Annotated in this window: 11 protein-coding genes; 7 read left to right on the plus strand and 4 right to left on the minus strand. The window is 69.9% G+C overall.

Annotated elements, in window-relative coordinates:
* Positions 1 to 30 precede the first annotated feature (30 nt).
* The 4 genes from ABTZ59_RS10745 to eccE form a co-directional block, all read right to left on the minus strand.
* On the minus strand, positions 31 to 3,132 hold the full coding sequence (locus ABTZ59_RS10745) for an SCO5717 family growth-regulating ATPase (protein WP_351393931.1): 3,102 nt from the start codon (positions 3,130 to 3,132) through the stop codon (positions 31 to 33).
* A 633-nt stretch (positions 3,133 to 3,765) separates the two neighbouring features.
* Positions 3,766 to 3,999, minus strand: a complete 234-nt coding sequence (locus tag ABTZ59_RS10750) for a DUF397 domain-containing protein (RefSeq protein WP_030351665.1) — start codon at positions 3,997 to 3,999, stop codon at positions 3,766 to 3,768.
* Between the two features lie 149 nt (positions 4,000 to 4,148).
* Positions 4,149 to 4,868, minus strand: a complete 720-nt coding sequence (locus ABTZ59_RS10755; RefSeq protein ID WP_351393935.1) for a hypothetical protein — start codon at positions 4,866 to 4,868, stop codon at positions 4,149 to 4,151.
* A complete protein-coding gene (gene eccE, locus ABTZ59_RS10760) occupies positions 4,865 to 6,211 on the minus strand; it encodes a type VII secretion protein EccE (protein ID WP_351393938.1) in 1,347 nt (448 codons plus the stop codon). Before eccE ends, ABTZ59_RS10755 begins: the two co-directional genes overlap by 4 nt.
* A 183-nt stretch (positions 6,212 to 6,394) precedes the next feature.
* Between eccE and eccB the strand changes: the two genes are divergently transcribed.
* The 7 genes from eccB to ABTZ59_RS10795 all read left to right on the plus strand — a co-directional run bounded on the left by eccB (position 6,395) and on the right by ABTZ59_RS10795 (position 13,801).
* Complete coding sequence (gene eccB / locus ABTZ59_RS10765) at positions 6,395 to 7,924, plus strand: type VII secretion protein EccB (RefSeq protein WP_351393940.1); 1,530 nt, start codon at positions 6,395 to 6,397, stop codon at positions 7,922 to 7,924.
* Positions 7,925 to 7,932: 8 nt separating this feature from the next.
* The gene (gene mycP, locus ABTZ59_RS10770) at positions 7,933 to 9,213 is read left to right on the plus strand and encodes a type VII secretion-associated serine protease mycosin (protein WP_351393943.1); all 1,281 of its coding nucleotides are present in this window, start codon (positions 7,933 to 7,935) and stop codon (positions 9,211 to 9,213) included.
* A 217-nt stretch (positions 9,214 to 9,430) separates the two neighbouring features.
* Complete coding sequence (locus ABTZ59_RS10775) at positions 9,431 to 9,910, plus strand: DUF2563 family protein (RefSeq protein ID WP_351393946.1); 480 nt, start codon at positions 9,431 to 9,433, stop codon at positions 9,908 to 9,910.
* A gap of 7 nt (positions 9,911 to 9,917) precedes the next feature.
* A complete protein-coding gene (locus ABTZ59_RS10780) occupies positions 9,918 to 11,633 on the plus strand; it encodes a mediator complex subunit 15 domain-containing protein (protein WP_351393949.1) in 1,716 nt (571 codons plus the stop codon).
* A 25-nt stretch (positions 11,634 to 11,658) separates the two neighbouring features.
* Positions 11,659 to 12,963 (plus strand): S8 family serine peptidase, encoded by a 1,305-nt coding sequence (locus tag ABTZ59_RS10785; RefSeq protein WP_351393952.1) that lies wholly within the window; start codon positions 11,659 to 11,661, stop codon positions 12,961 to 12,963.
* Positions 12,964 to 13,077: 114 nt separating this feature from the next.
* On the plus strand, positions 13,078 to 13,437 hold the full coding sequence (locus tag ABTZ59_RS10790; protein ID WP_249954208.1) for a WXG100 family type VII secretion target: 360 nt from the start codon (positions 13,078 to 13,080) through the stop codon (positions 13,435 to 13,437).
* 64 nt (positions 13,438 to 13,501) lie between these two features.
* A complete protein-coding gene (locus tag ABTZ59_RS10795) occupies positions 13,502 to 13,801 on the plus strand; it encodes a WXG100 family type VII secretion target (protein WP_249954207.1) in 300 nt (99 codons plus the stop codon).
* Positions 13,802 to 13,878: the final 77 nt, after the last annotated feature.

The raw sequence follows: 13,878 nt of genomic DNA on the forward strand, positions 1-13,878 counted from the left end.
GGCCCCTCATTGGTCTCTACCTCTGTCGCCCTACTGCTGAGGCGCTGGCGGTGCTGGTGGGGGCTGCTGCTGCGGCCAGCCACCGGGCGGGACGGGCCCCTGCAAGTCCGGCCGGCCCGGCAGGTTGGGATGACCGGGCTGACCGGGCAGGGCCGGCTGGTCGGGGTGGACCGGCTGCTGTGCGGCGGGGGAGGGCTGCGGCTGTTGCCAGCCCTGCTGACCGCCGGGTCCCGGGTGCGGCCCCGCCTGCTGCTGGGGCGGGTACGGGTACGGCGTCTGCTGCTGATGCTGCGGCTGCTGATACGGGTAGTGCTGCGGATGCTGCGGATGCTGCTGGGGCGCGTACGGCTGGCCCTGCACCGGCTGACCGTACGGGGGCTGACCCTGCGTCGGCGGCTGGCCGGGGCCCGGCATCGGCGGGGCGAGATGCGTCGGCGGCTGCCCGTCCGCGGTCCACAGCCCCTGCGCCTGCTGGGCCCGTACGAAGTCCTCCGCGACCATCGCGGAGAGATTGAAGTACGCCTCACGTGTCTTGGGGCGCATCATGTCGAGGTCCACCTCGGCACCGGCCGCCAGATGCTCGTCGAAGGGCACCACGATCACCCCGCGGCAGCGGGTCTCGAAGTGCTGCACGATGTCATCGACCTTGATCATCTTGCCGGTCTCGCGGACCCCGGAGATCACCGTGAGGGAGCGCTGCACCAGCTCGGCGTAGCCGTGCGCGGACAGCCAGTCGAGCGTGGTCGACGCGCTGCTCGCGCCGTCGACGGACGGCGTCGAGATGATGATCAACTGGTCGGCCAGGTCCAGCACCCCGCGCATCGCGCTGTAGAGCAGACCGGTGCCCGAGTCGGTGAGGATGATCGGGTACTGCTTGCCCAGGACCTCGATCGCGCGCCGGTAGTCCTCGTCGTTGAACGCCGTGGAGACCGCCGGGTCGACGTCGTTGGCGATGATCTCCAGACCGGAGGGCGCCTGCGAGGTGAACCTCCGGATGTCCATATAGCTGTGCAGATGCGGGATCGCCTGCACCAGGTCACGGATGGTCGCGCCCGTCTCACGCCGGACGCGGCGGCCGAGCGTGCCGGCGTCCGGGTTGGCGTCGATCGCCAGGATCTTGTCCTGCCGCTCGGTGGCCAGGGTGGAGCCCAGCGCGGTGGTCGTCGTGGTCTTGCCGACGCCGCCCTTGAGGCTGATGACCGCGATCCGGTAGCAGGAGAGGACCGGCGTACGGATCAGTTCGAGCTTGCGCAGTCGCTCCGCCTCCGCGGCCTTCCCGCCGATCTTGAACCGCGAACCACCGGACGGGTTGCGGCTGCTCTTTGCCTTCGGCTTGGTGTTGCGCAGCAGCCGGTCGGAGGAGAGTTCCACGGCGGCCGTGTAGCCGAGCGGGGCGCCGGGCACGGACCGCTCGCGGTGGTCGTGCGAGACGGCGGAGGGCCAGGCGGCGCCGGTGCGGGGATCCACCGGAGGGGCCCCGGGCGCGGGCTGCTGATGTGATTGCTGGTGTGGCTGCGGTTGTGGCTGCTGGTGTGGCTGTGGCTGGTCCTGATGGGGCTGAGGTGTGTGTGGGGCCTGCTGTGCCTGCTGGGCAGGGAGGTTCGGGTTGGCCGGCACGGGCAGATGGGGCGCCTGCGGAGGCCCCGGCGTGGGAGCACCGGGGCCCGGCTGCCCTGGCTGACCCGGCTGGCCCTGTTGGGGGAATCCGTAACCGCCCGGCGCCCCCTGCTGGCCCTGCTGCGGGAATCCGTAACCGCCCTGCGGGGCCGACTGATACGGGCCCGGCTGCCCCTGCTGGTGCGGGAAGCCGTAACCGGCCGGTGGGACGGGGGCGTCGGGACCGGGTACGGCGGGCGGCGACGCGGCAGGCGGCGACGCGGCGGGGGCGGGGGCGGGGTGTCCGGCCTGGCCGGGGTATGCCTGGTGGGGGAAGCCGTATCCGCTCTGCGGCGGCTGTCCGTGCCAGGCGTTCGGAGCCTGCGCGGGGCCCTGGGGCCCCGGCTGGGGCTCGGGCACGGGCTGCGCTTGCGGCTGTGCCTGTTCCGGGGCCTGTACGGGCCACTGCGGCGCGGCCGTCGGCGCGGCGGGCTGGTACGCGGGCGGCAGCGGAGGCAGTCCCTGGCTCGGGGCGACGCCCGACTGAGGGGCCCAGTGCTGGGCCGGTGCGGGGGCCGGGGGAGCGTCCTGGGGCTCGTCGGCGGGTGCGGCTGCCTGGGGAGCGGCGTCCGCGATCGTGTCCACGGGCTCGGAAGCGGCCGGCGCGTTGGCGTCGGCGATCTCGCCGCCGACGCGCTCGTCGTCCAGGCGCTCGCGGGAGCCCTCGGCCTCTTCCGGAGCCTCGGGCTCCACCGAAGTCGGAGGTGCCGCGACCGGGGCGGCCGAGGACGTCGGTACGTCCGGCGCTTCGGCTCCCTCCGTAGCGTCGGCAACCAGCGCGGGCGCGAGCGCGGGCTCGGGCGCGGAATCGGCGTCGGGTTTGGTCTCGGGGTCGCTCACCCCCTCGGCGACGGCGCTGTCGGGTGCCTCGGGGGCACCGGATCCGGGGCTCTGCTCCGCCCTGTTCCTCGCCGCGTCCCGCTCGGCGATCTCCCGCTTGAGCGACGCCGCGGAGAACCGCATGGTCGATCCGCTTTCGATGTCACCGCCGCCGATCGGCTCCGGTGCGGCGGAAGCGGGCTCCGAAGCCGAGGCCGAAAGCGGGGCAGCGGCCGATGCCGGTGCAGGAGTCGGTGCCGGTGTCGGGGCCGGGGCCGGTGTCGGAAAGGCAGCCGCGGACGGGGCCTGAGCCGACCCCTGCATGGGCTCGGGCGGCGGCATGTGCACGGGTGGCTGCGCCGGGGACACCGGCGGCTGCGCCGGGGCCCAGTTGGGTTCGAAGCCGCTGCCCGAGGGCAGCCCGGGTACGGCGACGGGCGCGCCGTCGGGCGGCGGGGGAGGGGTCGTGAACGACGCGGGTGGCGGTGTGCTCGCCGCGCCACCACCGGACGTGTCCCCCGGCGCGTTCTGCGTGTACCAGGCCGGCGGGGTGTAGTCGATGGTGAACTCACCCGTCATCTCGGGCTCCGCTTCGGACTGATCGTCTGCGGCAGGCCGGTTCCAGCCTCCGCGGATCTCGTCCCGATCGCCCTTCACTTTGCCTCCTGGTGTGGTCGAGCACCCTTGTGCCGTGGTGGGTTGGGGCGACCGAATCTGTACGTCCGGTCCACCCGGCTCTTCCCCTGACGACGCGGTCGGCCCCTCCACAATTTCAACGCTGCCGCGCCCACACCCACCCTAATCGTCAACGGCGCCGACACGTCAGGCCGGACCGGTACGTCAACGGCCTTCCCGTACAACAGGTACCGCCCTCCCGTTGCCCACAAGTGAACAGCCCAGGGCGGAGAGTGAACGGGGCGCACGGTCAAATCCGTACATCTCCGTACGAGATCGTGGCGAAATCCGCACCAGGCGGATGCGGGGGCCGCCCATGGCCCGGTCCCGGCCGTCCGCTGTGCGCTGCCCAACAATCCGGTCTCGTTGTCGATGCCCCGCGCCCCGGTGACACACGAGTACGGGACACGAATCCGGAACGAGGCACTCGGAACGCGCGTCCGGCACAGGCCGCGTCTGGCACAGGCCGCGTCCGGAACAGGTGAGGGGGCGCGCTCCGTCCGAAGCGCGCCCCCTACATATACGTCTCGTGCCGCGGCAGCCTCCGCGGCCGCCGCGGCAGCGGTCGTCTCACCCGCCGCAGTCGCCTCACCGGCCTCACCGGCCTCGGCGGCCTCAGCGCAGATCGAACTCGCCGTCACGCGCGCCGAGTACGAACGCCCGCCACTCCGCCTCCGTGTAGCGCAGCACGGTGTCCGGATCGATGGACGACCGCATCGCGACGGCTCCCTCGGGCAGATAGGCGATCTCGACCCGCTCCTCGTCCGCGCTCGTGCCGGGGGCGCCGATCCACTCGACACCCGAGATGTCGAGGGCGTACAGCTCTTCCTTCTCCTGTGCGCTCCCCATCAGTCAAGCTTCCCTTCGGTAACGGCCGACGTCACTTCGGACATCTTAGGACAGCCCCCTCAAGCCGGCAGGGCGCTCGGGTAAGTTCGACGCCTGTTCGCGCGGTGCGCACACCACGTGAAGATCCGGTGTCGAATCCGCTCACCGGATCAGTCCATCCGGCGTGCGACACCGAGCAGTCCGGTCTCGGCGTCCGTGGCACCCGTCATCACCCAGTGGCGCTCACGCCCGGCGCACCAGAGCGTCACACCGTCCGCCAGTGTGGGCAGGGCGTCGCACTCGACACGGGACAGCCCCAGGATCCTGCCGATCTGCTGCGCCTCCTGCGGCGACACCCGCTGGATACCCACCAGCGTGGCGGCCCGCATCAACCGGGGCGCGACCGGGCTCAGATACGGCAGGAGCGTCAGCACCGACTGCCACGGCGACGACACCACACGCCCTCGCGGCGGCCGCATTCCGCAGTCCCGGATCACCACGACCGGGCTGCCCACCGTCGCTCCCATCGGCGGAACACGGCCGACCTCATGGAGCGTGATGCAGTCCAGTCCCGCGCCCGCGGCCTGTGCCAGCAGGGTCCACGCCTGGGCGCGCCCGGTCTCGACCGCCACCCGCGCGCCCGTGCCCGCCGCGCGCAGCGCCAGCACCTGCGCCGTCCACAGCCCGCCGATCAGCAGCACGTCGTACGGTGTCGAACGGTGGAACCCCACCAACTGGGGGCGCCCCTCCGCGTCGTCACCGATCACCACACCGTCGTCCCCGACGGGCAGCGAGAGCGCGCCCAGATCCTCGATGGGCAGTGTGTGTCCCGCGTGGCGGGGGCCGCGCAGCCCCCGCAGTCCACGCGCCGTCGCGCTTCCGGCGCTCATCGCGCACCTCCCAGGGGCAGCGTCGCGAGCACGCCGGGCAGCTGTTCGCGGTCCAGCCGTACGAGACCTACCTTCGCCGCCCGCGCCGCCTGCTCCAACGACCGCCGTACCCGCACTAGTCCGGTGTCCGTGCCGCCGGTGATCCGCACATGCCCCGACATGGTCATCGAGCCGCGGTGCGAACCGGACCGCAGGGTGAGGCTGAAGGTCGTCGCGTACGCAGGCGCCGCGGTCAGCAGCGCCGCCAGCTTGGGGAGCGGAGTCGCGGCCCGGCCCAACTCCGGCCAGCGGGCCACCGCGTACGTGGTGTGCCAGCGGTTGTCGCACCGCCACACGCGCGGTGTCTCGGCCGTACGCCGCCGGGGCGCGGCCTCCGGCCGGCCCGTGCGGGCGGACAGCGCGGGACTCGCGCACGCCGAGGTCGCCATGGTGGAGTTCAGCTCGTCCTGGTCGAGCACCACCGCGCGGAAACCCGCTCCGGTGATCCGGCTCGCCACATGATCCGCCACCCGCACCAGGCAGCGCTGGGCGCCCTCGATGCCGCCGCCACGGGCCTCGACGGCCTCCCGGCACAGCTCCGGATCCAGCTTCACCGCCACCCAGCTCAGCCGCAGCGCGGGCGCTCCCGTCCGGTCCTGGAGCGGGGCGTACGAGAGCCGGGCCACCGACTGCTCGGGAAGATGCGGCGCCGGAGCGGCCCGCACCTGCTGCACCAACTGCACCGACTCCAGCACGATGTCGTCGACCTCAAGGGCATCGCCCAGGAGCGAGAGCGGGAGCGAGCGCGCGCCGAAGACCGGGCGCAGCGCGTCGCTGCTCGCCTCGACCCGTACCACCGCCGTCAGGAACGTACCGTCACCGAGCATGCCGACCGTACGGCGATCCCGGTCGACATAGGTGAACGGACGGAACCCCGGCACGCTCTCCGCGACCGGGACGAGCGACGGGTCGACCTCCCAGCCGCAGGGCTCCGCGGCCCGTCGGCGGGAGCGGAGGGCGAGGGCCGTGGACACCCAGTCCTGCACGGCGTGACCGCGGCGCCGGATCACCGCGAACAGCACCAGCGCGGCGGCGACGACGAGGGTGGGCACCATCCAGAGCCCGCCGAGCGCCCCACCGATCAGGGCCAGCGCCACCGCCGCCTCGATCAGCACCAGTTGACGCAGCTGGAGGGGGCCGACGCGGCTGGTGCGCGACAGGGCCCTCGGTGTGGTGGCCGCGGGGGCGGCCGGCGGAGGCGTCACCGGTCGCGCGTTGCTGCGTTGCCGTCGGGAATTGGCCCGGGACTGGTCAGGGGGTTGTCCGGTGGTCCGCCCATTGCGCTCGCGCGTCGCCGTACCCATCGCCGCGTTGCCCCCTCGTGTCCGTAATTACCAAATTTCCTACGGGCGTTGACCGGCCGATCACCCTACCTGAGCAGTGCGACGGAAGCGCCAGCATGCATAGTAGGGGGCTGGTACGACAGCAGGCCCGCTCGGCGAGTGTGGGAGCCTGGTCGCCCGGTGGGGGAGAGGGACAGCGGACAGATGGCATCACGACGGGACGAACTCAACGCCTACACCTTCGCGAAGCGAAGGCTGATCGCGCAGTTCGTACAGCCGAGCCCGACCGGCTCCGAGGAGGGCGCGCCCCGGCCGCTGCGCGCGGTGGTGCCCGGTGCCATCGTCGGTGTGGTGGTGCTCGCGGTGTTCGGCGCCTGGGGGATGTTCAAGCCGGTGGCGCCCAAGGACTGGGCGAAACCCGAGGAGAACGTCATCATCGCCAGCAAGTCCACCACTCGTTACGTGGTGCTGAAGACCGGCGACAGGACCCAGCTCCACCCCGTCCTGAACATGTCCTCCGCCAAGCTCCTCCTCGCCCCCGACAAGGGCAAGGTCATCAACGTCGACGAGTCGGTGCTCGACAACGGCAAGATCCCGCACGGCGCCACGCTCGGCATCCCCTATGCCCCCGACCGGCTGCCCGACGCCAAGGAGGCCGGGGCCACGAAGCGCTGGGCGGTCTGCGAGCGGCCCGGCGAGGGCGGCAGGGCCATCCAGAAGGCGTCCTTCGTCTTCGCCGAACGGGAGCAGAAGAAGACTGAGGGCGCGAACCAGCTGCGCGGCGGTCAGCTGCTGTACGTGGAGGATTCGGCGACGAAGACCCGTTACGTCGTGGACGCCGAGGGCAAGGCGTACGAGGTGGAGAAGGACAACCTGCTGGTGAGCCAACTGGTGGGCACGGGCACCAAGCCGCAGCGGGTGTCCACCGGCTGGCTGGACACCCTGCACAAGGGCGACCGGATCACCTTCCCGGAGATCGAGGGAACCCCTGGCGATGACGCCGACGCCCCCGGTGAACTGGATGCCGAGGCCAACACGGTGGGCACGGTCCTCACCGCCACCGACGGCACCAGGAACCAGCACTATCTGGTTCTGGAGGGCCGGGTCGCCCCCGTCTCGGACTTCACCGCGAAGCTGCTGCTCAACAGCAAGGACCTGATCGACGTCGGCCAGGCGGGAAAGGCGAGGCCGGTCAGCCGGGCCGCGATTCAGCCGGGTGAGGCGTTCGGGCAGGACCGGGACTGGCCCGAGAACGCTCCCGAGTCCGTCAACTCGGCGGGCACCGGCGAGGACAGCCGTAACACGGTGTGCAACGTGCTGCACGAGGTGGACGAGGACAACGGCACCACCACGCTCAGCACGTGGGCGGGCACCGACTTCCCCGCGACGCTGCCGACCGGGTCGAGCAGCGGCTATGTCACCCCCGGATCCGGCCAGCTCTTCCGCCAGTTCAAGGGCTCAACGACGGAATCGGGTTTCGTCTTCCTGGTCACCGACACCGGACTGCGCTATGCCATGCAGTCGAACGGTGACAGCGCCACGGACGACTCCGGTATCGGCTCGTCCGGTTCGGCGGAGCAGAAGCAGGCGGCGCAGCAGGAAGCCCAGCAGGCGCAGAACCGGCTCGGGTACAAGGACGTCGATCCGGCGCCGATTCCCGCCGCGTGGTCGGCGTTCCTGCCGACCGGACCGCGTCTGTCGACGGGGGCCGCCCGTCAGCCGCAGGGCTCGTGAGGGTGACCATGCCGCACACGCACACTCGCACACACGCTCCCACGCACCCGTATGCCTCTCGGCGCCTCTTGGCCATATCGGCCGCCACGGCGGTCGCGCTGATCGGCCTGCCCGTGTCGCCCGCCGCCGCGGACTCGACCACTCAGTGCACGTTCCCGTCGAAGAAGTACGCGGGCCGCCCCTGGTCGCTACAGCGCCTCCTGCTGGACGAGCTGTGGTCGCAGTCCACCGGCAAGGGGGTACGCGTCGCGGTCATCGACACCGGTGTCGACGTCAAGAACCCGCAGCTGAAGGACGCGGTGGACACCAAGAGCGGCAGGAACATGATGGACCCGGGCCTCACGGACGACAACGGCGACAAGCTCGAACGCGGCAAAGAGGACGGCACCACGGACACGGTGGGACACGGCACCAAGATCGCGGGCATCATCGCAGCCCGTCCCGCGGCGGGCACAGGTTTCGTCGGCCTCGCGCCCGAAGCGACGATCATCCCGATCCAGCAGAACGACGCCGACGGGAACGGCACCGCCAAGACCCTCGCCGAGGCCATCGACTACGCGGTCAACGAGGCGGACGCCGACGTCATCAACATCTCCCAGGACACGGCGGACGCGGTGAAGCCCACCCCCCTGCTGGAGCAGGCGGTGAACAACGCGCTCGACCAGGAGGTGGTGGTCGTCGCCTCGGCGGGCAACGACGGCCTGGGCGGCAATGTCAAGCCGACCTTTCCTGCGTCGTACCGCGGGGTGCTGGCCGTGGCCTCCTCCGACCGCAACAACGAACGTGCCGCCTTCTCCCAGTCCGGCGAGTTCGTCGGCATAGCGGCCCCCGGCGTCGACATGATCTCCACGGTCCCGGGCGGCGGCCACTGCGCCGACAACGGCACCAGCTTCTCGGCGCCATACGTCGCGGGCGTCGCCGCTCTCATCAAGAGCAAGCACGAGGACTGGACGCGGGAGCAGATCGTCGCGCAGATCCAGCAGACGGCCGAACGGTCGATCGCCGGCCCGGACAGACTGGTGGGCTGGGGAGTCGTCGACCCGGTACGAGCCCTGACCGAGGACGACAAGCCCATCGAGAAGCCGGTCGCGCAGGAGGGCGTCGACAAGGCGGAAGCGCCCACTCCGGCCCAACTGCACCTGGGAGAAACGGCGGAGGAGCGCAACGCCCGTCTGGCGACCTATGTGGTCGTGGGCGGCGGCGTCCTGGTCGCGGCGATCGCGGGCGGCGCGGTGGCACTCCGCGACGCGCGACGGCGAACGCGCCGGTTGGGCGGGGCGGGCGGCTAGCGGATCGTCAACTCGGTGCGAAATATCGCCGAAAGGCTGCGACGCGGAACGCAACCGTGTGGGTTGTGAGGATCGTCGTAGGAGGAAGTCACGTCATGGATAAGACACTTGGGGCTGTCAGACGCAGTCGATAGAGTGGCTTTCATGTGATCAGTGATGTTCACGTCACCGCGATCGCGATGTGCGGGGGAGTGAGCAAACGGGGAGGTACGGCATCGTGCTCGATGCAGATAGTGGTGGCGGGGGCGGAACCGGCGCGAGGAGCGACCTGGAGAAGGGCGTCGGAGCGCTCAAGCGCTTCCAGACGCGTGTGAACGCACTGCTGACGGAGCTGGAGAACGGAGCGGCCGGCAACAAGAAAGTGGCCGAGCACCGGATTTCGAGGAGTTCCTTCAGCGGCGGCAATCTGCCGTTCGCGGAGGCGGACGGGTTCTTCACCCAGTACAACCGTGTCCATGCGGAGATCGTCAAGCTCTCCAAGTCTCTCGGCGATCAGATCGAGATGCTGAGCATCGGGGTGCACGCGGCGGAGGTCGGCTTCAACAACGTGGAGGACGAGCTGCGGCAGCGCTTCCACACGATCCGCACTCGTATCGACGAGGAGCAGGAGAAGCAGGACGTGGCTCGCCGTGAGGAGAGCGGTGTGCCTGGGCAGCCGCGCGACAACGCCAAGACCGGTACGAAGGACCTGGGGTGATGAACTGATGAGTGGCGAGAAGCAGCCAGAGCTGACCCCCGAGCAGCAGCAGGCGCAGGACTCCGCCCTGATCCAGGGCCAGTTCACCGCGACCGACGCCTTCGAGCGCGTGGCGGCGATGGTGGACGGCTTCGGGATCGGGTTCGGGGGAAGCGGCCCCGGAGGGTTCTTCGGGAAGACGAGCTTCGAGGGCGCCCAGCTCAACGCGATGATCGACCTCGTCGAGAACTCGAAGCCGTCGGATCTTGAGCTTGCCGGCGAGGCCCTGGTGGCCGCCAAGGACGCCCTCAACGATGCCGCGACAGAATTGCGCGACTATGTCGATTCGGTCGAGTGGAAGGGCGAGTCCGGCAACGAGTTCCGCAGGTTCGGGGGAGAGCTCGCCACTCACGCCTCGGCCCTCGCTACGTTCGCCAACGCGGCCGGTACGCAGATGAAGGTCGCGAGCACTGGCCTGGCCTCGGTGCGCAACTCCACGCCCCCGCGTGACGAACGGCCGTTCCCGAAGAAGGCCGAGGACTTTTCTCTGCCGGAGCGAACGGATGACAACCCGGAGTACGCCAAGGCCCTGCAGGTGGAGAAGGACCGCCAGGAGGCCATCAACCAGATGAATCGCCTGGCCTCGTTCTATGCGGTCTCCGAGGAGTCGCTGGCCTCGCAGCAACCGCCGAAGTTCCCAGGAATGCTGGATGCGGCTGTGCCGCGGCCAAGGAACGTGCGCGGCGTAGGATCGGACGAAGGCGGGACCGGGACGGAAGCCGGGCCGGAGGGCACCACCGTTCAGCGGTCGTCGTTGAGCCATGCGGATCCCGAGACTGGAAGCAACGTGCCTCGGGCGGAGACCATTGGTGCCGTCACGCCCATTCCGGCTCCGGACACGTCGATGCAGATCGACAGCGTCATGGCACCTCCGCCGCCCACGACAAGCCCCAGCCCCACGCCTGTAGCCCCTCCCACCGGGACGCCAAGCCCCAGTGGTGGTCCTGTCCCCCCGGTGGCTCCCGGACTGGTCAACACCCCGCGAAGCGGTACGTCGCGACCGTCGGGCCCGACCGGAGCGTCCAGAGCAGGCGGACCGCCTGCGGGGAGGGTGGGACAGCCAGGCGCCACTGGAGATCGCTCTTCGTCTGCCGGACGCCCCGCACCGACGACCGGGCGTCCCGGAGTGACGGGCGGTGGTCCCCCGGCCGGGCGCGCCGGCGGCCCTGGCCAGACCACTGCCGGTAGACCGGGCATGTCGGGCCAGCCTGCCGCAGGACGAGCGGGTACGAGTGGAGGGACCGGCCCACGAGCAGGCCGTACGAGCGGCATCGTCGGCGGTACGCCTCAGCAGCGCCCCACCTCGGGTTCCTCGGGCTCACGTGTTCCGCGTGGGACCGTCATCGGTGGCGGTGGGACGTCGACGGGACGCCCTCCCGCCGGGCGAATCGGTCAGCCGGGGGTCATCGGCGCGAATTCGAACGGAGCGCCCCGGCCGGGAGGCCGAGGCACAGCCAGTTCCAACGGCGTGGTGGGCACCCCGCGCGGAGGCGCTCCCGGCTCACGGCCTGGCGCAGGCGGCTTCACCCAAGGCGGCAGCGGTCTCGTGCGTGGTCCCGGCCGGAATCAGCCCAAGGACGAGGAGCAGGAGCGCACGGGATCGGAGCGTCCTGACTATCTGACAGAAGACGAAGAGACGTGGGCGGCTCGACGGCGTGGTGCCGTGCCGCCGGTCATCGAATAAGCACAGGGAAGGTGCGGAAGTCAGGATGACGGCAGGAATGAGCCGGACCCGGAAGCGCGGAGGGCCTCATGCATCGCGGCGCGGGCTGCTCTGCACTCTGGCTGTGGTCGGTGCGTTGACGTTGGGCGTAACCGGCACGGCTCCGGCAGCCGTTGCCGCAGATGGTGTCCAGTCGAAGCAGTGGTATCTGGACGCGATGAACGCTGAGGAAATCTGGGAATCCGCCACGGGGGAAGGTATTAAGGTCGCGGTTATCGACACCGGCGTCAACCCGGCCACACCATCGCTGAAAGGACAGGTCCTCAAGGGGCTTGACGCCACGGGGCTCGCTGGTGACGCCACGGATGACTACAACGGTCATGGGACAACCATGGCCGAACTGATCGCAGGCACAGGAAAGGGGGGTGGGCTGCGAGGCTTGGCCCCCGACGCAAAGATCATTCCGATGCGCATCACTAATACGGAGATGCAGGACAATGCCTCGGTGAATGCCTCTGACGCAGAGGACGCCATCCGGGCAGCAGCCGACAGCGATGCACAGATCATCAGCATGTCGTTCGGTAGCGAATTCTCCGCTCCGGAAGAGCGGGAAGCAGTAAAATACGCTGAAAGTAAGGGAAAGCTGCTCTTTGCGTCCGTTGGGAATAGCGGAGCGAAAGGCAATAAAAAGGAATATCCCGCCAGTTATCCGCAAGTCGTTGGTGTCGCAGCCACAGACTCAGAGGGCCGTGTAGCCGACTACTCCCAGCATGGGGACTTTGTCGACATCGCCGCCCCTGGTAACGGAATCCCACGCTGGTGCGACAAGACCTTTGCGAGCTACTGCGACGGCGACGGCGGAACCAGCGCGGCCACCGCGATCGCCTCCGCCTCCGCCGCCCTTATCTGGTCCGCCAACCCTGACTGGACGGCGAATCAGGTCCTCCGCGTCATGTTCGAGTCCGCTGGCCGGAGCGAGGACTCCAAGCCGGGCACGGTCAGCAACTACATCGGTCACGGCATAGTGCGTCCCGGCGCGCACATCAACCGCGGTGTGGGCAAGCCCGGCGACCCGAACCTCAACCCCCTGACCAACGAGCGCACGCCCGGCTCTGCCGACGCACCCGGCTCGTCCGAGTCCTCCGCCTCGTCCGCGCCTTCCGGGGCGGCTTCGGAGTCGCCCTCGGGGGCTTCAGAGGCCGGCGCCGAGGGTGACAAGGCCGTCGCCGCAGGCGCGAGCAAGAGCGCCGAGGACGACAGCCAGTTGGGCCTGATCCTCGGTGGGGCCGCGGTCGTCGTGGTTCTCGCGGGCGGAGCCTTCTTCTTCCTCCGCAAGCGCCGCACCGCCTGACCGTACGACTCACCCGCACGTACTTCACACCGCCCGGGCATCCATCCGCCGTCAAGGCCCACGCACGGCCCGGGGAGACACACACCCACCGGGATCTTCGAGAAAGGAAGACCAATGGCAGTCCAGAAGGTCAATGGCGTTGCCCTCAAGTCGCTGCAAGGCGAGCTCACCAACAGCTTTGACGACGTCAAGGGGCAGCTGCACGCGCTGCAGGCGACGATCGACAGCCTCGAAGGCGCCTGGCGCGGCATCGGCGCCGGCGCGTTCAACGCCAAGCAGACGCAGATCAACAACAACATGGTGGGCATCGGCAAGCTGCTGCTCAAGTTCCAGGAAGCGATCGAGGCGGCTCGCACGATCTCCGGCAACACCGAAGACGAGGTCGAGGCGGCCCTGAAGGGCATCGACGTGGTCGAGGGCTACTCGGGCGACGCCGGCGCCGAGGCCCGGACCTCGAACCTCAGCAAGTTCTGATTCCTGATGGCCGTTCCGCGAATTCGGCCATCGCACCACACCCAGGCAGTAGTTGGAGGACACCATGGCATATGACGACGGCACGATGATCGTCACTTACGCTTCTCTTGAGGCCGCCGCCGGCGACATCAAGAAGCAGGCGGACAAGCTCGACCAGAGCCTCAAGGCCATTCAGGCGAAGATCAAGTCGGTGTCCGAGCTGTGGGAAGGCGAGGCCCGGGAGGCGTACAACGTCGCCCAGGCCGACTGGGACCGTAGGGCCACCGAGATCCACACCAGCCTGCTGAAGATCTCGGCGGCGGTCCGCGAGGCGGCCCCCGCCTACCAGAGCGGTGACAAGAGGTCCGCCGCGAACTTCCAGTAGTCAGACAGCCGGTAGCCGGTAGCCGGTAACCAGCAGTCATCACAGGCCAGGGTGGGCACGCACGGGAGGTGCCCACC

Source organism: Streptomyces sp. NPDC094034, assembly GCF_040303865.1.
In the GTDB taxonomy this organism is placed as follows: domain Bacteria; phylum Actinomycetota; class Actinomycetes; order Streptomycetales; family Streptomycetaceae; genus Streptomyces.

Coding starts and splice junctions, on each gene's coding strand:
- ABTZ59_RS10750 (WP_030351665.1), bottom strand. CDS start 3,999: ATGGGGAGCGCACAGGAGAAGGAAGAGCTGTACGCCCTCGACATCTCG.
- ABTZ59_RS10755 (WP_351393935.1), bottom strand. CDS start 4,868: ATGAGCGCCGGAAGCGCGACGGCGCGTGGACTGCGGGGGCTGCGCGGC.
- eccE (WP_351393938.1), bottom strand. CDS start 6,211: ATGGGTACGGCGACGCGCGAGCGCAATGGGCGGACCACCGGACAACCC.
- eccB (WP_351393940.1), top strand. CDS start 6,395: ATGGCATCACGACGGGACGAACTCAACGCCTACACCTTCGCGAAGCGA.
- mycP (WP_351393943.1), top strand. CDS start 7,933: ATGCCGCACACGCACACTCGCACACACGCTCCCACGCACCCGTATGCC.
- ABTZ59_RS10780 (WP_351393949.1), top strand. CDS start 9,918: ATGAGTGGCGAGAAGCAGCCAGAGCTGACCCCCGAGCAGCAGCAGGCG.
- ABTZ59_RS10785 (WP_351393952.1), top strand. CDS start 11,659: ATGACGGCAGGAATGAGCCGGACCCGGAAGCGCGGAGGGCCTCATGCA.
- ABTZ59_RS10790 (WP_249954208.1), top strand. CDS start 13,078: ATGGCAGTCCAGAAGGTCAATGGCGTTGCCCTCAAGTCGCTGCAAGGC.
- ABTZ59_RS10795 (WP_249954207.1), top strand. CDS start 13,502: ATGGCATATGACGACGGCACGATGATCGTCACTTACGCTTCTCTTGAG.